The following is a 19,434-nucleotide window of genomic DNA, read 5'->3' on the forward strand; positions in this document are numbered from 1 at the left end:
GATGAGCCGCAGCGGAGCGATAAAAATGGTACTGAAGGCTAGTGCACTCAAAGAGTTGCGCAAGCTGGATCGCTCGGGTGACGAAATATCGCGTCAAATGAGTGATCGCGCTCGGAAACTATTGAAAGATGAGCCTGTGGAGCAACTAGCGCTCCGGGTAAATTTCTATTGATGGTGACATACAGCCTGATCCTGTAGACGCGTTTGCTGAAAGCATCAATACGACACCCTTGGGAGCCTGCTTCCAAGGGTGTCGTCGTTTTGAGTCATGGCTTTTACAGAAAGATGTAAATGCATCAAAAACATCTGTCCTGGCGCGATACGTCGGTCACCTGACTTTCGGGCGCTAGGAAGTTTTGTGTCAAGCGCGCCCCCTTTTTATACCCATGCGTTCAATCTCCTACCACGGGTATTGTTTCACCAAGGCTATCCAATTCTGCGTTACCCATTCAGTGACAGTGCGCTGGCCGGGCGCCGTTGACCGGAAATGCTCCTTCAGCATCCACTCCACGATTTGCCTGCTTCGCAAAGGAAGGTCAGCACCGTCTTTGCCTCTGAGGTTGTTCAGGTAATGAAGCATTTCGTAGCCTTCGTTTCGGCTCAGGTGATGAGCGTCTCCGCTGATGAGCTTGGGTGAGTCGTGCTCAGTAACCGTCCATTTGTAGTCATAGTGAAGGTCGCTTCGTTTCATTTGAGGCATGGGAGGCTTCCTTGGCGATATGCAGTTGTAGCTATTGTCTCAGCGTGACGTAAAGAAAGGCCAGAGGCAACCGATGGTCGCTGCGACTCCTTGATTGAATGGTGAGTTTAGCCCGCAGGGCACTGCATGTGCGGTCGGGTGCGCTGCGACTTAGTTGACGCAGACGGGGGCATGAGGACAGTTTTCGTGATTAGCTGGCGTGCCCATGATCGATGCGCTCAAGTTCAGCCTTAATCAGTATGTATCCTGTTTCAGTGCGAGCTGCCTGCAACGGAGAGCTGCCACCTAAGGCGGATTTCGCCTTGGTTAGCCAGGTCTGTGCCTTTTCTTTCTAAGGCGGATTTCGCCTTGGTTAGCCAGGTCTGTGCCTTTTCTTTGCTACCAAAAACGCCTTCGGCTTGAAGCTGAAGCTGCTGAACATAATTCATTTGCGGCTCTCGCGAGGTTGACCGGTATGCACTTGGTTTTATACGTGCCAAGGCGGCATAACAATGGACGTTGCTGTCAGCGCCTTGATCGGGAATATGAGTAAAAAAATGTTGAAGGTGCTGTTGAATGCCTCGCCGATGCATTCGTGCTCCACGCCATTCAAGTCTCGCAGCAACACAATTGACGGCGATGTCATTCGACGACCTGGAGGTGGAACGAGTGCCCCAAGTCGGTGAGCGAAGTCGATGAACTGATCATTAGGCATGCCGAATTGCTGTTTGAAGGTTTGAGAGACTTCGATCCGTCGAACGGGGGTAGTATTTCCTCCAGCAGGAAGCTGTACTGGCTGCTCTAACGCGTACAGCACACAGGCGCGATGATGTGATCTAACGTATTCGCGCGAAGAGGCGTAAATCGATGCGCCAAAATGTTTTGCCAGCGCCATGGGGGTCTTGATAACGCAGGCCATATCGGCAGCTTTGAGCTTATAGGTGTCACCCTGGAACAGCGCGTAGCGAGCAAAGTTGTTTGCTTCGCGTTCAAAAAGGTCGGCAATGGTTGGGGCGAGCGTCAGCTCGCAATCTTGAAATATTTTGAAGGTTTCACGGTGCGCTGGTATCTCATGATGACCGGTCTCGTGAAGCTTCAGAAAGGTTTGCTTGGATGCGACGACGCTTTCATCAATATGAATGATGTGCTCATTGGCATCGTACAACCCCAGGACTTTTGATAATGCCGACTTGAGCAGCTTCCCCGCTGCCGCTGTTTTTTGAGCCACAAAGGCTAAAAAATTGGCAGCGTCGCGCATTCCTGAGGGGGCAACTCGCAGCTTGGCAGCTTCGAGTATGTCGTCGACTGGGGTGGGAAATCTGTCCCATGCATCGGCTTTGTGAAGAAGAGCAATTGCTTTGGCTTCGACGGCAAGCAGTTCGTGATGTTCAAGGCTACTGTCGTCGGGTTTGGCCATTAGCGTTTTCGACCTCTCATGAACTGAAGATACTCAAGCAATGCGCCTTCTTCTTCCTGAGTAAGGTGATGCTCAGCAAAAGTAGCAATTCGTCCATGCCTATCTGCTGAGTCGCGCGATTCAGGGAGGTATCCGGCCAGCTCCATCAACCTTACGTACTCAATCTCGTAAATTTGAGCGAGTGTATGAAGGACGCCCGGGCTCGGTTGGTTGACCTTTCCGGTCTCCAACTGACTGAGGTAAGCGTTCGACACTTCCTTTCCACTGAGCTCCTCAACTCGCCTAAGTGACAGCTTTCTATCCTGGCGGATCGAAGCCAAATACTGTGCAAGTGTGGGTTTCACGATGTCCTCTGGCTCTCTATGTCGCGCAATTCTCCAGCCGGGAGCTTGCTTGATTATGAGGCCAGTTTAGCCTGTGAGGCCCGCATGACAACAATTTTTAGAAGAGTGCTTGATTTATCAAGCATGCTTGACTATCGTAGCATTACACGGTCAATCAGCCCTTTAAGGGGGGCGAGGAGCAGGACATGGTTTCGCATTTTGGTGACGAAGTTGTGGATCTGGCAGCTGTAATCGAGCGGGGGGAGCGCCCGGCGGAACATGGCCCCTACGGTATTTTGATAGGAAACGAAAATTTCCAATTCACTCCTGTTGTCATCGCTGACCCCGTGGTGACGGGTGCACAGATTTTGTCTGCGGCGGGCGTTCATCAACCTGTCGAACACCTCCTGTTTCAAGTCCTTGCCGATGGCCGTCTCGAAGAAATTAGTCCCGAGGAGACAACGGATCTCAGAAGCTCGGGGGCTGAGCGGTTTCTTGTTTTTCACAGTGATAGAACCTATCGCATCAACCTGGATGACCGGGCATTTGATTGGGGAGCCCGTTACATTTCTGGGGCTGCATTGAAGGCTTTGGCTGGTGTCGACTTGAACGATTTTGATGTTTGGGAAATCGTGGTGGGTGGCAAAGATGAATTGATCGCTAACAAGGAGTTTGCTGATATCGACAAGCCTGAGGTGGAGCGCTTTCTCACTAAGCGTTTTAGCGTCACCGTTGTCGTGAACGCCAGGCCAAAGGTTGTCCACCGTCGTCGGTTGTCCTATTGGGACGTGGTTGAGCTGGCTTTTCCTGGCTCGCAACCTACACCTGGCACGGTTTACACCATTGACTACGATCGTGGCCCGAAGGCAAACCCAGAAGGCTCTTTGGTTGAAGGACAGCATGTCAAAGTCAAAGAGGGGATGACCTTTTATGTCGCAGTCAGTGATAAGTCGTAGTCCTGATCTGCTCCGCCTTCGTAATGAAGGGCTGGAGGTGGAAGTGAGATCGGGCTTTCTCATGGTGCACTCAGTCCCCTACTTGAATGCACAAGGTGCGGTGGAGCGTGGGACGCTCTGCTGCCCCTTGACGCTTGCGAGCCCAGATCAAACGGCTAAGCCGTCTGATCATCTGATGCATTTTATTGGCGGTTTTCCACACAAACTAAATGGTGGGCCGATTACCGCGATTGAGCACTCGGCAGGGCACATGCCTTTGGCGGACGGAATCGTTGCAAACTATTCGTTCTCGAACAAACCGCGAGACCCGGCTGGGTTTGAGAATTTTTATGAGAAGGTTTGGAGCTACCTCCGAGTGATCTGGTATGAGGTGCGCAGCAAGGGGAGTGGGGAGACCCCCTGCACGTTCAAGACAGTCGATTCCGTCGATCCGGATTCCGTATTTGTCTACGAAGATACCGCCTCGGCGCGTGCGGGTATTGGCGCGTTGGCCGCGAAGCTCAGCCTACTTCGGATAGCCATTATCGGCCTAGGAGGCACAGGCTCTTTTGTACTGGATAGCATCGCGAAAACTTCAGTGCGGGAGATCCATCTGTACGATGACGATGAGTATCAGCAGCACAATGCGTACCGCTCTCCCGGTGCAACAAGTCGTGCAAAACTCGATCGGCATTTGAGTAAGGTCGACTTTTACCAAGAAAGCTATTCGGTCATGCATAAGGGAATCGTCGCGCACAACCAGAAAGTGACTGAGTCCAATGTCGATGATCTGAGGGGGTTCGATTACATATTTGTCTGCGTGGACAAAGGGCTTGTTAGACGCTTGATCTATGATCGCCTGGGGGACTCAAATGCTCGTCTGATTGATACCGGTATGGATGTTCAGGCGACTGATGAAGGATCCTTGTGGGGCTCATTGCGTGTCACTACCAGTACACCGGCCTCACGTGAGCACGTATTTTCTCGGATACCGATGGGCGATGCTCAGAAGGAGAACCTTTATGTTTCGAACGTTCAGGTCGTAGAGCTGAACGCGCTAAACGCGATGCTTGCGGTCATAAAGTTCAAGCAGCTGTGTGGCTTTTACCATGAGGACGGCGGGGGATTGAATGCATCCTTTAATACGGCCACCAACAAGATCACAAACTCCGAGCCTCAGTCATGAGCACTGAGCGTTTTCGCAGCGAGTTCGTCGAGTACATTCCCGACAAGCTCGATGACGGTGTCCTCTACATTTCGATGTCTTATCGTACCGTGGTGCATCTGTGTGCGTGCGGGTGCCGCAAGGAAGTGGTTACACCGTTGTCCCCGACGGACTGGGTACTCAGCTTCAATGGGGCAGTGACCCTGAGTCCGTCCATTGGCAACTGGAGTTTCCCATGCAGGGCCCACTATTTCATTCGTGGAGGCAATGTTCGGTGGGCCGGGGATATGTCCACTGAGCAGATTGAAAGGGGAAGGGCGCTTTCTAGCTCTGCCAAAGAGCGATTTTATGGAGCGCAATCTCAGTCTGAATCAAAGGCAACAACATCTTTATCCTCGCAACCTTCGACACCGACACCGACACCGACACCGACACCGACCTCCGGCCTGTGGGAATGGATCAAAAGTCGCTTCAAGCAATGACACGAAAGGCATGCTGCGTCGTAGTGGTAGTGAATGCCTTGTACCTGTGACGAGGTAGGCACTCACTCCTGCGCTGCCTTGATGGGCAGTGCAGGAGTGACCTACACAAAGCAATCGATCTCCAGCTAGGGATATGATCAGAAGTCCAACACAAGGGCTTAACTAGTGGTGTGCAGGTGATTGCTCGCTAGCAATCATTGAACCTTGGTGATCTGTGCTTTGAGTACCATGTTCAAACTCAAACGACGCTTGGTGAATGTCTTGTAGCGACCTTCTCGCTGCGCCGCCGCCGGAGGAGTGGTGCTTGATTTCCACATGCCTAGCACCACGATCTCGTCTCCATCCTGGATGCCCTTAAACCACGCGGATTGGGGCGACCAGATACTCACCTCCACGCCGACGCCATTTTCAGGATCTTCAGGATCCGGCCGGAATTTGCTCATCTGCAGGTTTATCACGTTTTTGCTGGTGTCGCCTTTGAGTCCACAACGAACGCTACTGACCTGGCCATGGATGGCAATGGGGTGCTGCACGGTGTTCTGCGAAACGGCATGAAAGCCTGACATGTGCTCTTCCGATTCGAAGTAGAACTGATTCCAGGCTACCTTCACATTGCCTTCAAAGACCAGTTCCAGATGCTGCTCGATGTCCTGGTTACTTGCGCAGAGCGTTCTGAGTTTCAAGGCTCGATTGGCCGAGTTGATATAAGCGGGTAGCAGCCCAGGATTAGAGGTATAAGTCCTGCCCGTCTTTGCTCTGTCCCCTCCGTCCGGATTCTTCGGCGCGCTTGTTCCCTCAAGGGCCTCTTTAATCATCACCAGTCGCATCCGGTATTTGTCCTGCTGGATGCTCTCGATCAACCCCTCAGATGTCTTCGCAATCTTGTTGATCTCTTCATCTACACCGAAAGGGCAGTTCGCGGCGTGGGCGCCTTTGGGCAGCAACCGGAAATATCCCTGCACGAATACCGACTTGTCATGCATCTCTCTGGTGTGCGGGGGATTATGGGTGACGTGTGTGCCGCAATGTGTACATTGCAGAGGTTCGGCGCCCAAGCCTTTTTGGTATGTCTCGGCTTCCCACTCTTTCTTGTTCTGATCCCAGGCGGAGCTCATTTTGATGCCCATGCGCATTCCTTGTTCATAAGAATTGGGTGCAACCATCTCCTGCACAGCCGCAATGGATGGAGACGATGGCGGTGATGGGGGAGTCGCGTTGTCCTGAGCGCGCTTGAGCGCTCGTTGGGCGTGGCGAAAATTTTCGTAACCGGATTCCAGGGCGGCAATGTCGAGCGCTTCGGAGTGGGAGATTTGACGCAAGCGAGCAACGGACTTTGCCTTGCGCTTGATACCACGGAGTGTAGAAGGGGGGACAACAGGGGTGGTGCTCATGTTTTTCTCCGCCCCTTACCGCAACGTCACCCGCCTACGTCGCTTTGGGGCCTGGAAAAATCATGGCCTTAAGCTTTGAGTTCCTGCGGGTAGTGCCGTTTCCAGCTAACACTGACGGGTGAAGTGCGCCTACCCAGCGCACGCAGAATCTATCAAGCCGATTCGATAAGCGCAAGTATCCAGAAAGACCGTCTTGAGTTTCTATTACGGGTGTTACAGCGGTGGCAGTGGATAGGTAGGTAGAGGCAGATGATTTCCTGCACAGGCTGCAGTCAGGTGGCGAAGAAAGGCTGGGGCAGATGGTGAGCCGAATTGATCTTGTCTGGCTATGGCTCAAAGCCTTTCCATGTGGGGCCGCGCTGACCGACGCCAAAAAGCTACGGGATATGCTGATTCCATTTTGTCTTGCCTATCTGATACAACGATCGAGAACCCAGAGTTAGCCTGTCAGGCTGGCGAGCAAGGACAGCTAAGGAGGCTCCCATGCGAACAGATTTAGAGATGACGAGTTTTCAGAGATCTATGGAGCATTTACTGAGTCTTTCCTCCCAAGCCTTGGCTTAAGCGCGTCTCCAAATCTGGAGGCCACTGCTGAGGAGGAAATCAATTCACTAGCTCGTCGAGCTACCGAGCATCCAGGCAATCCAGACAATGCGCACCTCCGCAGTCGTTTTGGTAAGTGCGCCCTCGTTAGAAAGGACGAGTGAAAGCTCCGAAAGTGATCAAAGCAGGCCGTACGATTTCTATAGTGCCTCAGAGGGACACCAAAGTTTGGGGCTTGGCCGGATTTTTGGTGTTGTAAACTGAAGATTGCAAGGGTTTGAGAAAGTCTGTCCAATAGACAGTTCGAACGGGATAAAACCTGAGTCGACCTAAATACTTACACCAGAAAGGATACTCGTTGTGGAGCAAGTGGTAATCGGTAGTTTTTTTGGGAAATACAACGAAGGCTCCCCAATTGATGCGCAACTGCACATCTATGAAGATGGTGGCTGTTCATTGAAGGCAGACGATATCTTCAGTGAGGGGGATAATATCTGGGAAGATTACCTCCTTGGTGACGATGAGCAGGGGCGTCGTTATTCTCTTCTGGGCGTGAGTTACAAAACAAAAGTAAGCGTTTCAATCGGAGGGTCAAGGAAGTCCGAGCTGTTTCCCCGTTTGATGGTTGTTGGGGATCGCCATATTAAAAGTATTGATTCGATCACCATCGACACCTTTAGTGTCAGGTTGGACTGTGACTCGTGGTTTTACGAAAATAGCTATTACGCCAGTCAGAAGTACATCCCTCCGCACTTACGGCCAGCCTTTGAGTTGAAGTATGATGAAACGACAAATATTGGGTTAAGCTCCCAGCGCGATATGGCCACTGGCAAGCGAGTAACAGTGGCAGTGTTCAAAGCAGGACACCCGCAGGGATTGAAGTATTTTCAAGACGCCGTTCATTATTTAGTCACCTTTCTTTCATTCGCCTGTCGATCAGCGTTGCCACACGGAGGTATAACCTTTCGTGATGCCGAAGGTTTCGAGTACGAACTGCATTACAAGCCGGCATTCTACCCCGGGGATAAAGAGAGTAATAATAATCTTTTCAACTATAAGGTCTCTGATTTGCAGGGTAAGTTTACGCGCTGGATGGGGCTTTATGATAAAGCGCCTGCCATCTTCAAACTATATTTCCTTGCTAGACTCATTAAGCTGGAGAGTACAGTTAGATTCTTAATGGCTACCCAAGCCTTGGAATGCTTTAACAGAAAATTTCACAATGAAAAATTGACGTTTGTTGAGCGTGCAAAAGATATAATCGAAGGTGAGGGCTATCATGCGATTCTTAGTCAGGTTGGCGGGGTTGAGCAGATAGGCAATCTTCACCTTTTGATACGCGATACTCGAAATTACTTTACTCACTATAATGAAGATTTGAAGCATAATTCCGATGAGCAAGGACTGTTTTTCTTGACTTTTAAGGTGGAGCTTCTGTTGGATCTTTATTTGCTCGCTGAAATTGGTTTTACCTCAGATGAGTTTGAGGCGATTAAATACCCAGTTATTGATGATCGTTTCAATCGAAGGGAAAATTTGCATAGAGACTATTTCAACTCGGATGCCGAAGCGCAGAGATGATCAAGCCCGTGAGGTAAATATCTCACGGGGCTTTTTCGTTGATGTGAGGTCGCCTCAGATTATCTAATGCCCTTGGGGCCATCTAGCTTTGTTCGACGCCTACCCATGAGTTGGAAGACCTTATTCCTGAATCTATCTGTACCCCTGGGTGTACGAACACCCGAGAGCATTGATAGGTTGATTCCGTCGGTGAGGCGGCTGGAGGAGACAATACAATCACGCCGCCTCTGTACTTGTAGGTACCCCACCTCAGTTGCTCGGAAACTCAAGGAGAAATCATGCCCAAGCCAAAATTGCCACTTGAATCTGAGGTAGTGACCTGGCTGCTAAGGCATATCGAAAACGACACATTGCTCGAAAAAATTCAGGGCCGGGAAATCATCACCTCCATCACGGATATGATCGGGCAGGATTTTTTCATTCCATCCTTCGGCATCGATTACATCTCTCGACGTGCCTCGGCGGAGGCTGCTGGGCACGTGCTGGGCCGCCTTGGATTGCTGGAGATCATCTCGATCAACACGAGCATCTCGCTCAGTACCGGCGAAGTGTTGCGTCCCGACATTCTCTGTTTCAATCCCGAGTCGAAGACCTTAGTGGTTTTTGAGGTTAAACGAGCGAGCGAGACTGAGCGTCAGACCGTTACCGAACTTGCAGGTTATGAACAGGAACTGCGGAACCTGCTTCCATTCCTAGGCAATTTCGATATTTGCTTTGTCGTGGTGGCTGCAGACTGGTCGACGCTCCTGACACACGCAGTCGGTAGCATGAATGCATGGTCGGGTAAACAATGCTTGGCGCTCAAGTTGGTGCCCACTGAGTCCTCATTCGCGCTGCAGGCCCATCTGCCCGAAGCTTGGCATCTCACCGGTAGCGTGAGGCTGCCACCGGAGGCATTGCCCTCGATCGATCTGTACCTGGTCGAGAAAACAGCGGATGCGATCGATGACTACGAGGGCGATGAAAATGATGGTGGACAGGCAGAGGGGAACGACACTGACGAACGACTGCCGCCACGTTTAGTGATCACCGCAATGGACATCATTGCTCGTGCAGGCGACAGGGCAGGATCACACGGTTTCATGATGCTGTGGCGGGACGTCAATGGTTACGGGAGAGGACGATGGTGCATCACGCTGTGCGCCATCGATGCCTACTCAATGTACGCCTGGTGCAAGGAGCACGGTTTACCCCAGCGTGACTCTGAGGCCTCTTTGTTTCTAGACAGTCGCAGAGACGACATGGCGGGTCAGGCGCCTGCCGCAATTTACGACCTTGCCAAAGCCGCCTACCCGATTCTGAAGGAGCAGTTTGAGCCAGAGTTTGACGGCGAGTTTTGTTGGCAAATAAAGACTAGGCAATACCGACTGAGAGGGGTTCCTACCAGGTTCGACTTTTGGGGTAGTCTCGGACAACACGCGCGTGAGTTCGTCTGTAACCCGGCCGTACGTAACTGGTACATGCCCTATATGAGCCGAGACCAACTCGACTGGACAGATCCTGTCGTGGCGATGCCACTGGTAGAGAACCTGTCGACAGGTGTGCCGTTCCCAGGTGGGATAATCAAATGCAGTAATGCCTTCCTCGTAGGCCGGGTGCTGGGTGACCTCGCCCTGGCCGCCTTCAATGCAGCTCCCGACAAAGAGCACGCGGCGAGAATTGAGCCCATGGTTGAGTGGGCGCGGTTGGAGGCGCTGCGTTATGCGATCGAAATGCAGCAGATGTATAACGTGACCGAAGAGATCGTCACTCCAATACCCATGCTGTCCAATGACCCGTCGAAAAGACTTCAAGCGACAGAGGATCTTGCGAATTGGGTGCGGACTGATCTGATCAGTGATCGGCATCCGTTCCACCAGGCGTGTTTTGATCTGGGGTTCCGGGAAGCAATGCTTTTCAGGTTATCCGAGGAAGGAAGCATTGATTGCTTTCCTCCTGATCGACCTCACGAAGCGGCCTTGTTAATCCGGCGCATCCTGAAAGGGGCGATTTCTAGGATGAAGGGCAGTCAAGGTCAGCTTTTACAGTCTGCTGGGTATCGCGATTTCGAAGAGTACCTGTCCCCGCATTTAGCTTCTTGTCTGGACGGGCAGGGCGACGTCGACGACGTGCGGTTGGACGCAGTGCTTGATGAGATTCCAGCTATTGAGCTTCTCAGAGCGTTTCCCGGCACACTCGTAAAAGGAATCGATTCAATCGTTCCAGTTGTGCTTCACACCGTTAGACCAGGGTTCCCCATGAATGTCGATTGGGAGTGGCTGAAGTATGGGGTGAGGGCGTTGTTCGAAGCGGGAGATCATCGCCCGGCACTTATTTTTAACCAGGACGGTACGGTTGGGACTGGTCGGGTTTTGGGAATCGGCAAGTTTCTCTCACCAATCACGGATCCTGACGTGGAGGTGTATCTTCTTGATGAGACATCAGCGCGGAACACTGCTATGAAAATGACGTGGGAGGGGGTCAAGGAATTCTACGCTAAACGGAGCAAAGGCGTTGCGTGAGCACCAGCAGCTCATTGGTTTCTTCGTTAGCAAGGATCGACCTGAAATTCGAGCGTCCTTTAAGACCGCAAGCTAGCGCCCGAAAGCGCAAAGGGGAACGGTCAACTTTAAAGCCGTGCGTTGATCCATTCCCAAACGTTCTTGCTGAGCCACCCTTGGTGATCTCCATTGTTGAGCTTGGTGACAAAAATGCGGTCATTGACGTCGAGCCTCAGTCGAAGGTCGTCAGAAATTTGGTTTGCCGTAGCGGTGCTGCTAAGCCATCTGACAGATTCCAGTCCTGGGTCGCTGACATTTGGATAGCGATCCAAGTGTTGGATGAAGACTTGCCGAGCATGGGCGTAGTTGCCGCGCTCCTTGTTGAGGTTCCATGTCACCATAAAAACAGCCATTGATTACTCCTTATTGAGCCGAGTAAGGCATCGCCGAGATTAAGCGAACGCTAAACCAGAGTCTACCTATCAAACCTCACCAGCTATTCACGGTATTTTGACGGCGAAAGCTGGTCTCAATGCAGCACGCTAGCGTAACCCTGACCGTGGTGCCTCCTCATGACTAAGGGTTTGTCGAGCTCTGCGTTGAGGGCTAATCGCTCTCCAATCTCAGACCTTCATGACATCCCTGAGCCGTCATACGAGTGGACTGCTACATCCCTATCCCACCATCAAATCTTCCTCATCCTCGACTGATCCTATTGCCTCATTGCCGAGCACATCTCCGGGCAGATCGAGGCCGTGCATGAAGTTACTTACTGTTTTTGCGCACGAAGTAATGAGGTCAAATGTGCGCCCTTTGTGGAGCATCATGATGATGCGGGCCATATCGACGTAGTGTTTGTAGGTTGTTTGGACGTCGTCGTGACCCATCTGGTTTTTAAGGACTTGCGCAGTCGCAAGATATAAAGCTTCCAGCGGGTCAGTCAGTAGCCGATCACCAAAGGTTGCAATAATATGTTGCGTAGGCCACCAGTGACGGCTCTGATAAAATGTCAGGTGCATCCGGAAGTCAGGATGAGTTTTATTGATTTTGCTTTTTGCATAATTTGTACGGGATGCAATCATGTCCTCATCAACGGGCTCTCCTTTCTTGTTCAAAAAAAGAATACTAGGTGGGCACGGTTTTCCGTAGCGTTCTTTATATAGGCTTTTTCGTGTCACGTAATAAGGAATGATGTAGTTTTCTTCAAGTGCTTTCAGATCGTCCATGTGAATGTTGATGGTACGGTCTTTGTTTCCCTTGCTTTTATAGACGGTGTAGGACGTGGTCACACGTTTCGTATCCATTTCTGAATAGGGAAGAATATGTGTATTGTCGTCATTACCGATGTAAGGAAATTTGACCAGATCCATCGGGCGCATCGCAGTGCCAAGCGCCAAATTGAACATTGCCGAATAGACGGGGTCAGAGTAGTGCTCAAGTAGTAGTTTGATCTCAGGATCGGTGATCAGGAAGTTGGATTTTCGTTGGCGACTTCTTTTGTCGAGCACGCGAATATTGCTGGCGTCAATTTTTTTTCTAGCCATTAGTTGCACATAGTTAAGCATGCGTCTGCTACGAAAATTTGCCCGCCAGGACTTTAGGGTTACTTGAACGTTGGTCAGGTACCCGTGGTCGTTGAGCCATTTAAAATAGACCAATAAAACCTTGGCGTCCTCATAAATGGTCTCTGATGAGGGGCGTAACGACTGCTTTTCAACCCGATCAATTTGGCGCTGGACTTGCCAAAGCATGATGTCTTTGTTGTCCGCCAACATGTGATACACGCCCAATTCTTTTCCTACCATTTTTTCCTGTGTGGACAGGAAGCGATAAAACATGGAAATAATGTTGGCATAACGTATCGACGTTTTAATCGAGGCGCGCGTAATCTTGTACAAAAACAAATTGGGATGGGAGAGCAGAATTTTTTGTTCATTTTGCTCTGCTATGAGTATGCAGTGTGAGACAGTCAGCGACATCTCATCACTGTAAGTGACCTCTTTGGATTTAATCGTCAGCATTTAAAACTCTCCAGTGTTCATCGTGCTGTTAGGGGAGGGCTGCCAGGCTTGACCTTGAAAATACTGACTTCGTCGAAACCCCAAGTGATGCTGGGTTGGTCGGCATTATCCGCTCCTTTGATTTCCTCCGCCGGAAGTGGGAATTGTTTATAGATGCCTAGCCTCTGTAGCTTCTTTTCACTCTCGGAACCCGAGAAATACGGCACATGGATACTCGTCTTGCACGATGCTGGAATATGCTTGGTAAATGAGATGATTTCACTGCGGCTAAATAGAGGCAGTCTTATGATCAGGCTGACCTCCTTAGGAAGTCCCACATACTGATCAGCAAATGTCTTGAACCGTGAAATGTACCGGTCAGCGAAGAGGATCACACGCACATTTGGAGTGCTTGCGTATTTACTCAACTTATCGCGAATTTTCCGAAGCTCGATATTTTTTTGATCTTCGAACGCCTCAAAGCTTTTTCCTCGCTGATAGTCGTAGCAAAGTGCCTCGATGTCTAAGTCGAAAACAACCTTATTGTTCTTCGCCGCCTCGGTATCTTTTGCAATTGACGAACTGGCGTCCGCCCCCAAAGCTAGCTTGAGTTCCAACATGTGAATTTGGTTCAGCAGATCGGCGTTGTGAAGTGTTTGTCTCTCAAGCGACACACGTATCTTGTTACTTTCCAACAGCACAATGTCGCCTTTCATGAGCGAGGTGATGTGGCTGTCCAAAGCCTGTTTAAGCTCCTGCTCGTGTTTTACCTTTAGCTGTTCTATTTGCTCGGTGAACTTGGCCTCCACCTCATTGATGGCTGCCTGGGTCTGAACCTGCGACCTGCGCTCATTGCCGTTGACCAGATCGACGACGTCACGTTCACCGGCAATATAAGGCTTGAGATCACCGTAGTACCGGTCAAGTGCCTGGCGGCTGATACCCGCTCGATCAGCCACGTCTTTGAGCTTGAGCTTGGAGCGAGTTCCGGAAAGGTAATGTTCCACAATGATCTCGATCAAGTGCTTGCGGCGCTGGGCACCGCTGCCTTGTTCAAGCGTGTCGGGTAGTTCGTCAGCGTGTGTGGCCAGCCTCTTAGACATTTCGTACCTCCAGCAGCTGAGGGCTAGAGTGGCCAGTAGCGTTCAGGTTATCCAGGTGGAATTGGGTCGCCTGAATCCTGCGGTGCAGTTCGCGTTCCGCCGTAGCCGTCAACTTACCGATGGCGTTTTCCAGGACGGCTGTATAGAACGTGATGTTGTCGAACAGCGCTTGCTTGGCCGAGGCCAAGATCACGATTTTCTTGCATTCCGTCTGGCAATTGGAGGGATCAGGCATGATCAGCTCGCCTTCCACGTGCTTGCCATGCAAACAGGGGGGAAGGTTCTCGCGGGTGAAATGCTCACCAGTCAAGCAGTAGGTGCCCACTGCGATTCGACGGATGAAAATGGGTTCGCCGGCGGACAGCAGATGGCTGATGTACGCCATCAGTGACACCTTGAGTTGCTTGCCGCTGAATTCGTCCGGACGCTTCAGGATTTGCTGATAGATCCGTTTGGCCGCGTCACCCGAATGAGCGCCGAACCGGATTCCGGCGACGATTTCATGAAATTCCCGGGTGTAGTTTTGCTCAATGGCGATTGCAACACTGCGAACCAGCAGAGGATTTCGGGCGATGTAACGCATGGTCATTGCGTAACTCTTGTGCCCAAACAACGCACGGATAATGTCGATGTTCCGCTCATCCCGGTTGATCAAAATTTCCGCGATTGTTTTGCGAAAGCGATGGCAGTGCAATCGATCAATGGGCAGTTCGTTTTTCAGCTGAATGATGATGTAGTTGATCAGCGCAGGGGTCGCTTTTTTCACCGTCTTGTTGGATTTCTGCGCCTGGAACAAAAAGCCTTGTTTCACAAACGGCTCGATGCTGCGCAAGTCCTGGTATTGCATGACCAAGTCGCCGATAAATTTGGGGATTGGCAGCTTGTCATCCTCACCGTGCGTTGGGCTGGCAGCCGTCTTCCAGCGGGTAATTTTGAGCCAGTAATCACCATTGCCGTCAATTTCAAAATCCGCAAAGCTCATGACCGCGAGCTCTGATTTCCTGGCACCCGTCACCAAGGCGAGCAGAATGAAAATCGCGTTACGAATGCCATCGAGCACTTCGGCGTAACCTTCGATCCAGGTGTACGAGTAGTGATCCACTCCTTCCTTGGCAAATTTGCGAATGCTGGGGCGCATCACGGTCTTTTCTTTAACTGTGATGGTCATGAGCTTTTCTAGCTCTAAAAATCGCTCACGACGAGTAACGAGCTTGTCCGCGAGATGAATGAATTTGCTTTCTACCAGGTAGTCCTTGAGCTTCTTGAGTTCTGGAATGACCCCCTCAACCCAGAACATTGAGTATTCGATCAGGATCTCAAGCTCCTCTTCGGAATAGGAGATCCAGCTATCGATGGTGCCTTGGAAGCGCGATTTTACTACCTCCTGACGGCGCTCCGGGATGTCGATTTGATCAAGGGCGATGTCCAACCGAAGCTCTTCAGGGATCAGTTGGTGCTCAGAGAGGTTGATCCAGAGCCTGATCAGCTTGAACAGCGTAAAATAATGGTGCTTAGCCTCATTTTCTTTCGCGGCCTCAAACGCCCGGAGGATCAAAGGCACAGAGATCATTCGAATATGATGAGGCTCGGCAGTCAGTCTGTTATCCGAAAAAATGTACTGTTCAAGGATCTTGTATTCGTTGCCCCATGTCTTGGTCGTCGAGTACGAGCGGATGTAGCTGAAGGGCGAAAATTCCGGGATCACGTGGTAGATGATCGCGCGCTTGAGAACATTCGATCCGAGCAGCTTGCGATCAAAATACACATTGTTCGGAAAGCTATGCTTGCCATGCGGCAAGCTCCACTTGTCGTCTAGATAGTTCGAGCCCTTGGCGACAGGAAATTTACCGTCAGTGACTATCAATTTGCTTCCCAAGGTCACCGAAGGCGTGGCTACGGAAGATTTGAATTCCTCCTGCAAAGCTTCCAGTTCCTCAAGCTCGGATTCTGAGTAGTCAGCTTCGAGCTCCTGCAGCAGGCTATCCGCCTCGGACTCACTGTCTTCGGAGTCTTCGCTGTCGTCGTTATTGCCCTTGTCATCCGCTTTGGCTTTCGCCTTTGTAGCCTCTTCCTGGTTACCCTCATTCTCGACGGTGTCATCAATGGCGTGGTCTAGAGTGGACTCATCCAGCAGGGCGCCATCGGCTTGGTCTTCGGGTGCTTCAATGCGCCCGAAATCAGCTTCGATGTTCTCGACAGCGACGTCGCTCCTGAAAGCTTCATTGCTCCCGAGAGCGGAGGTGTTTTGATTGTTAGACATTGTATTCCTCGCTCTCGAAAATGATTTCCAGGATGCTCAGGTCTCGTGGCAACAACGGCGATTCGCGGCGGCGGTAACGTGCAGCGGACGCGACCTCGTCTTCATCTCCCCACTCATCCAGGATGAACTGCAGAACCTCCAACTCTTTACTCAGCCGTGAGCTGAAACCTGAGTCCTCGGCATCACCCAGCAGCTCTTCCAGGTGCGATGCGCGTTCCATAATGAAGGGGAGTGAGTCTTCAAATACGCGCAGCTGGCTGCAGAAAATGCATTCCTTAATGGCAAAACATTTACGACCGGTGCTGGCGATGATTTCCGAACCGACCCAGTCGGGCTTCATTTGATTGGCACATCCCCAAAGCGCTCGCGGCTTGCCTGGGATGTGAAAGATTTTGAGGCTCGCTGAAGCCTCTGCCTGAGCCTGTTTGCCCAAGAGCCCTCTGAACTGTCGTGTGCGTAGCAGTTTGACCACTTCCTCCAATTCCGAGCGCAACCGTTTCAAGCGCTCATAGTGAGCGGCGCTTGAGCTGTCGTAGAAGATGTCTGTGGTCTCTCGGTCTTTGTGCCCCATCGTCATAGAGAGCAAAGCCATCGGATTGTGCTTCTTCTTATAGAGAAGCCAAGTAGGCCTTAAACGTCGGGTCAATTCAGAAGCCGAATTGAGGCGGGTACCGTTATCGATGACCTCGTATTGTTTGAGGAAATGCTGAACACCCACAACGAAGGTTTTGGGGTGGGCGATCGACGTGTGACGTCCGCCCGTTGCCCAATCCCCCCAGGGCCGGATGCAAAGAAACATCGGGTTCATTTTCTCTTCCGACGCAAGCGCAGGAATGACGTCGTACGGATAATCGGCGAGTGGGCCCGAAAGCTCGATGGCCAGATGGATGAGGTTGTAGAAACTGAGCGGATCATCATTGCGGGTAGGCATGTTGATACGCTTGGGATCATAGAAGGGTTTGCCAACGCCCTGGGAACGATGCTTTTCCGAGAACACAACTTTGATGGCTTCCTCGATAGTCCCCGTCAGCATGTGCTCGAAATTATCCTGGTCGAGCGCCAAGGCGGTTTCTTTGTTCCAGCCAGCCTGGAACATCATGAACATCAGGACTGCTGTCATGTCCGTGATGGTGGGGTAGTAAAGCCCTAGCACGTCGTCGAATTTAAGGAGTCGCTTTGCTTGAGAGCTTCGGTTTGCCCACGTCAATCGATGCAACAATATCGCGATGATATCGTCGCAATCATCGGGGACAGTGGTCACTGTTGCCTGACGGTATTTACTGTACAGCTCATCTGAGCTGAACTTGAACGGGAACCCATGGGTGATGAACGTCTTTACGATCCGCGCGTAATCGACCTTCCAATTAGCAAACCCCTTTCCCTCTACCGGGGCTTCTTCCTCTTCTTGCTCTTGTTGCGCTTCTGGCTCTTCTTTGCGGGCTTCAGCGTTGGGGTTGTCGCGATGGTAGATTTCGATGAATTTGCTGATGCCCATGGGGTCATCAGTCAGCGCATTGATTTCCGGATCGAGGCATTTTCTGAAGCGGCTGTGATAGGTTGCTTTTTTAGCTCTTTTCTTCTTTTTGAATTCATTCTTCTGCCATTTGAACAGCCATTCCTTGGTTGGGGTTGGATATACCTCCTCCATGACCGTTGCAGCATTGTAAGGCTCGGCCTTTTCTACTTCTGCGCGAAACTTGAGCTTTTTAATCACCGCCATAATGTGCGTGGTAACGGCCAGCTCAAAAGATTCAAACCCGTCGGAATTCAGTGGCGGTGTTCCTTTGTTTCTATCCATCGCCACGATCGGGAGTGCAATGAGTGGAAGTTTCCCGGTCTCCCTGGAAACCACAGTCATCGCTGTTTTGAGTTTTTCGGCGCACGTCACTGGAATATTGTTGTCGCGTAGGTAATTTTCAAAGCCAATGAATACTTCCGAGTTGATGTCGGTGTATTTTTTGATATGCAAAGGCTCAGGGTTGGCGAGGTTGTGCATCGCCATGTGATCGAGAAAGTGCTCAATAGCGGATCGGAGCAAGTATCCATTCGAATGAGTGCGATGGGGAGCGTAAAGCAGGAACAGCCAATGCAATGACCTGCAAATATTGGCTGACGGAATGTAGTTCGGACTCATCAAGTACCGGCATTCGATGCGAAGCCCGTTGTTTGCTTCAATCTCGGTGATCTGGGTTGACTCTGTAATACTTTCATCAAAGGCAGTCATTTTGCACCGCCTTTGTCTGTTGGGGTTGCTGGGGTTGCTTGGTTTTCGAGGGGCGCTTTGTGTGCTTCCCAGGCGCTCTCTACTAGTGCTTTGAGATCATCCAAGGTGCCGCTGTTCAGCAGTCGGACATCGCCAGGAGCCTGCTCAATACCGTGCTCTGAAGAGTGAGCATTCACCTTTTGAAGATCAGGGCGTGTGATGTGCCAGATTGACCCTTGGTGCGCACGCAGGAACGATGCCTCATTCTCAAAGCGGATGTCTTTGATGATGATCGTTCGGGCGTCCTGCGGAAGTTGACCCTTGTGCTTGAGCGGCGTCACTGGGCGAGTGGCTCGTCTCTGATCGTAATCAGGGAAGAGGGCATAGGCGTGGCGTTTCAAAAGCTCAATGGCTTCACTCGGGGCCAGTCCCCAGTACTCATCCTTTATAGCTAAGCTGGTGGGGTTCCAGATTTGGTCGTCTGTGAAGTCGAAGAAGGCTTGGGCGGCCAACGCGAACGGGGCATCCGGGGAGGAAAGGTCGGCCGGGAAGGAGGAGTCCATCGCCCCCGCTGGTGGGTTGATTTCTCGGTCTGCTCTCATCAGCCAGTGGTCTGGGTTATGATTGCGCATCCATTCAGTTCCAACCGTTTGAAAGAACTCTCTTGGCGAGCGGCCCCATAGCTCAATCGCCTTCTCTTTCATGTCGTCTTGCCAAGCCTCCTCATCGGTCAAGCCGAAAAGGGCTTGGCAACCAACCTTGAGAGGGTCGGCTAAAGCGAAGGCGGCTACCCCCGGGTAGCTCAGAAGCATTGACGCTACGGTGTCTTTTCCTGATCTGGCTAGGGCTGCGAGGCCAATAATTGTTCTCAC

At 51.3% G+C, this 19,434-nt stretch carries 18 protein-coding genes; 6 read left to right on the forward strand and 12 right to left on the reverse strand.

Translation table 11 applies throughout. The annotated features are described in order from the left end of the window. Position 1 precedes the first annotated feature (1 nt). A complete protein-coding gene (locus JJD74_RS26055) occupies positions 2-172 on the forward strand; it encodes a hypothetical protein (RefSeq protein ID WP_200617121.1) in 171 nt (56 codons plus the stop codon). Positions 173-400: 228 nt separating this feature from the next. Here the strand turns inward: JJD74_RS26055 and JJD74_RS26060 are convergent, their stop codons facing one another. From JJD74_RS26060 to JJD74_RS26075, 5 genes are all read right to left on the reverse strand, one after another. After that, positions 401-700, reverse strand: a complete 300-nt coding sequence (locus JJD74_RS26060) for a hypothetical protein (RefSeq protein WP_200617122.1) — start codon at positions 698-700, stop codon at positions 401-403. A gap of 190 nt (positions 701-890) precedes the next feature. Then, positions 891-971, reverse strand: coding sequence for a hypothetical protein (locus JJD74_RS30965; RefSeq protein ID WP_234451878.1), 81 nt, complete (start codon positions 969-971; stop codon positions 891-893). Beyond that, entirely contained in the window at positions 952-1,128 is a 177-nt protein-coding gene (locus tag JJD74_RS26065; RefSeq protein ID WP_234451875.1) for a hypothetical protein, read from the reverse strand. Before JJD74_RS26065 ends, JJD74_RS30965 begins: the two co-directional genes overlap by 20 nt. A 38-nt stretch (positions 1,129-1,166) precedes the next feature. Next, the gene (locus JJD74_RS26070; RefSeq protein ID WP_200617123.1) at positions 1,167-2,096 is read right to left on the reverse strand and encodes an ImmA/IrrE family metallo-endopeptidase; all 930 of its coding nucleotides are present in this window, start codon (positions 2,094-2,096) and stop codon (positions 1,167-1,169) included. Beyond that, positions 2,096-2,440, reverse strand: a complete 345-nt coding sequence (locus tag JJD74_RS26075; RefSeq protein WP_258558325.1) for a helix-turn-helix domain-containing protein — start codon at positions 2,438-2,440, stop codon at positions 2,096-2,098. The genes JJD74_RS26070 and JJD74_RS26075 overlap by 1 nt, the downstream gene beginning before the upstream one ends. A gap of 185 nt (positions 2,441-2,625) precedes the next feature. Between JJD74_RS26075 and JJD74_RS26080 the strand changes: the two genes are divergently transcribed. The 3 genes from JJD74_RS26080 to JJD74_RS30970 all read left to right on the forward strand — a co-directional run bounded on the left by JJD74_RS26080 (position 2,626) and on the right by JJD74_RS30970 (position 5,001). Beyond that, a complete protein-coding gene (locus JJD74_RS26080) occupies positions 2,626-3,375 on the forward strand; it encodes a multiubiquitin domain-containing protein (RefSeq protein ID WP_200617124.1) in 750 nt (249 codons plus the stop codon). Further along, entirely contained in the window at positions 3,350-4,540 is a 1,191-nt protein-coding gene (locus JJD74_RS26085) for a ThiF family adenylyltransferase (RefSeq protein ID WP_200617125.1), read from the forward strand. Before JJD74_RS26080 ends, JJD74_RS26085 begins: the two co-directional genes overlap by 26 nt. Before the next feature lie 74 nt (positions 4,541-4,614). Further along, positions 4,615-5,001: a DUF6527 family protein gene (locus tag JJD74_RS30970; RefSeq protein WP_234451880.1), complete on the forward strand. Its 387-nt coding sequence runs from the start codon at positions 4,615-4,617 to the stop codon at positions 4,999-5,001. Positions 5,002-5,195: 194 nt separating this feature from the next. Here JJD74_RS30970 and JJD74_RS26090 read toward each other — a convergent pair whose 3' ends face one another. Further along, on the reverse strand, positions 5,196-6,392 hold the full coding sequence (locus JJD74_RS26090) for a hypothetical protein (RefSeq protein WP_234451876.1): 1,197 nt from the start codon (positions 6,390-6,392) through the stop codon (positions 5,196-5,198). 903 nt (positions 6,393-7,295) lie between these two features. Here JJD74_RS26090 and JJD74_RS26095 point away from each other — a divergent pair. Continuing rightward, entirely contained in the window at positions 7,296-8,516 is a 1,221-nt protein-coding gene (locus JJD74_RS26095) for a HEPN domain-containing protein (RefSeq protein ID WP_200617126.1), read from the forward strand. Between the two features lie 278 nt (positions 8,517-8,794). Further along, positions 8,795-11,017: a hypothetical protein gene (locus JJD74_RS26100; RefSeq protein ID WP_200617127.1), complete on the forward strand. Its 2,223-nt coding sequence runs from the start codon at positions 8,795-8,797 to the stop codon at positions 11,015-11,017. 107 nt (positions 11,018-11,124) lie between these two features. Here JJD74_RS26100 and JJD74_RS26105 read toward each other — a convergent pair whose 3' ends face one another. From JJD74_RS26105 to JJD74_RS26130, 6 genes are all read right to left on the reverse strand, one after another. Next, on the reverse strand, positions 11,125-11,409 hold the full coding sequence (locus tag JJD74_RS26105) for a hypothetical protein (RefSeq protein WP_200617128.1): 285 nt from the start codon (positions 11,407-11,409) through the stop codon (positions 11,125-11,127). Positions 11,410-11,670: 261 nt separating this feature from the next. Beyond that, positions 11,671-13,017: a site-specific integrase gene (locus tag JJD74_RS26110; RefSeq protein ID WP_200617129.1), complete on the reverse strand. Its 1,347-nt coding sequence runs from the start codon at positions 13,015-13,017 to the stop codon at positions 11,671-11,673. Positions 13,018-13,034: 17 nt separating this feature from the next. Then, on the reverse strand, positions 13,035-14,099 hold the full coding sequence (locus JJD74_RS26115) for a hypothetical protein (protein WP_200617130.1): 1,065 nt from the start codon (positions 14,097-14,099) through the stop codon (positions 13,035-13,037). Further along, positions 14,092-16,359: a tyrosine-type recombinase/integrase gene (locus tag JJD74_RS26120; protein ID WP_200617131.1), complete on the reverse strand. Its 2,268-nt coding sequence runs from the start codon at positions 16,357-16,359 to the stop codon at positions 14,092-14,094. The genes JJD74_RS26115 and JJD74_RS26120 overlap by 8 nt, the downstream gene beginning before the upstream one ends. Further along, on the reverse strand, positions 16,352-18,583 hold the full coding sequence (locus JJD74_RS26125) for a hypothetical protein (RefSeq protein WP_200617132.1): 2,232 nt from the start codon (positions 18,581-18,583) through the stop codon (positions 16,352-16,354). The genes JJD74_RS26120 and JJD74_RS26125 overlap by 8 nt, the downstream gene beginning before the upstream one ends. Then, positions 18,580-19,434, reverse strand: coding sequence for a deoxynucleotide monophosphate kinase family protein (locus JJD74_RS26130; protein ID WP_325167023.1), 855 nt, complete (start codon positions 19,432-19,434; stop codon positions 18,580-18,582). The genes JJD74_RS26125 and JJD74_RS26130 overlap by 4 nt, the downstream gene beginning before the upstream one ends.

This window comes from Pseudomonas sp. MF6776 (assembly GCF_016613125.1).
Classification (GTDB): Bacteria; Pseudomonadota; Gammaproteobacteria; order Pseudomonadales; family Pseudomonadaceae; genus Aquipseudomonas; species Aquipseudomonas iridis.

Bases quoted from the DNA above. Each gene is read 5' to 3' on its own strand.
- JJD74_RS30970 (WP_234451880.1), top strand. From the start codon at position 4,615: ATGTCTTATCGTACCGTGGTGCATCTGTGTGCGTGCGGGTGCCGCAAG.
- JJD74_RS26100 (WP_200617127.1), top strand. From the start codon at position 8,795: ATGCCCAAGCCAAAATTGCCACTTGAATCTGAGGTAGTGACCTGGCTG.
- JJD74_RS26085 (WP_200617125.1), top strand. From the start codon at position 3,350: ATGTCGCAGTCAGTGATAAGTCGTAGTCCTGATCTGCTCCGCCTTCGT.
- JJD74_RS26060 (WP_200617122.1), bottom strand. From the start codon at position 700: ATGCCTCAAATGAAACGAAGCGACCTTCACTATGACTACAAATGGACG.
- JJD74_RS26110 (WP_200617129.1), bottom strand. From the start codon at position 13,017: ATGCTGACGATTAAATCCAAAGAGGTCACTTACAGTGATGAGATGTCG.
- JJD74_RS26090 (WP_234451876.1), bottom strand. From the start codon at position 6,392: ATGAGCACCACCCCTGTTGTCCCCCCTTCTACACTCCGTGGTATCAAG.
- JJD74_RS26065 (WP_234451875.1), bottom strand. From the start codon at position 1,128: ATGAATTATGTTCAGCAGCTTCAGCTTCAAGCCGAAGGCGTTTTTGGT.
- JJD74_RS26120 (WP_200617131.1), bottom strand. From the start codon at position 16,359: ATGTCTAACAATCAAAACACCTCCGCTCTCGGGAGCAATGAAGCTTTC.
- JJD74_RS26115 (WP_200617130.1), bottom strand. From the start codon at position 14,099: ATGTCTAAGAGGCTGGCCACACACGCTGACGAACTACCCGACACGCTT.
- JJD74_RS26125 (WP_200617132.1), bottom strand. From the start codon at position 18,583: ATGACTGCCTTTGATGAAAGTATTACAGAGTCAACCCAGATCACCGAG.
- JJD74_RS26105 (WP_200617128.1), bottom strand. From the start codon at position 11,409: ATGGCTGTTTTTATGGTGACATGGAACCTCAACAAGGAGCGCGGCAAC.
- JJD74_RS26055 (WP_200617121.1), top strand. From the start codon at position 2: ATGAGCCGCAGCGGAGCGATAAAAATGGTACTGAAGGCTAGTGCACTC.
- JJD74_RS26070 (WP_200617123.1), bottom strand. From the start codon at position 2,096: ATGGCCAAACCCGACGACAGTAGCCTTGAACATCACGAACTGCTTGCC.
- JJD74_RS26080 (WP_200617124.1), top strand. From the start codon at position 2,626: ATGGTTTCGCATTTTGGTGACGAAGTTGTGGATCTGGCAGCTGTAATC.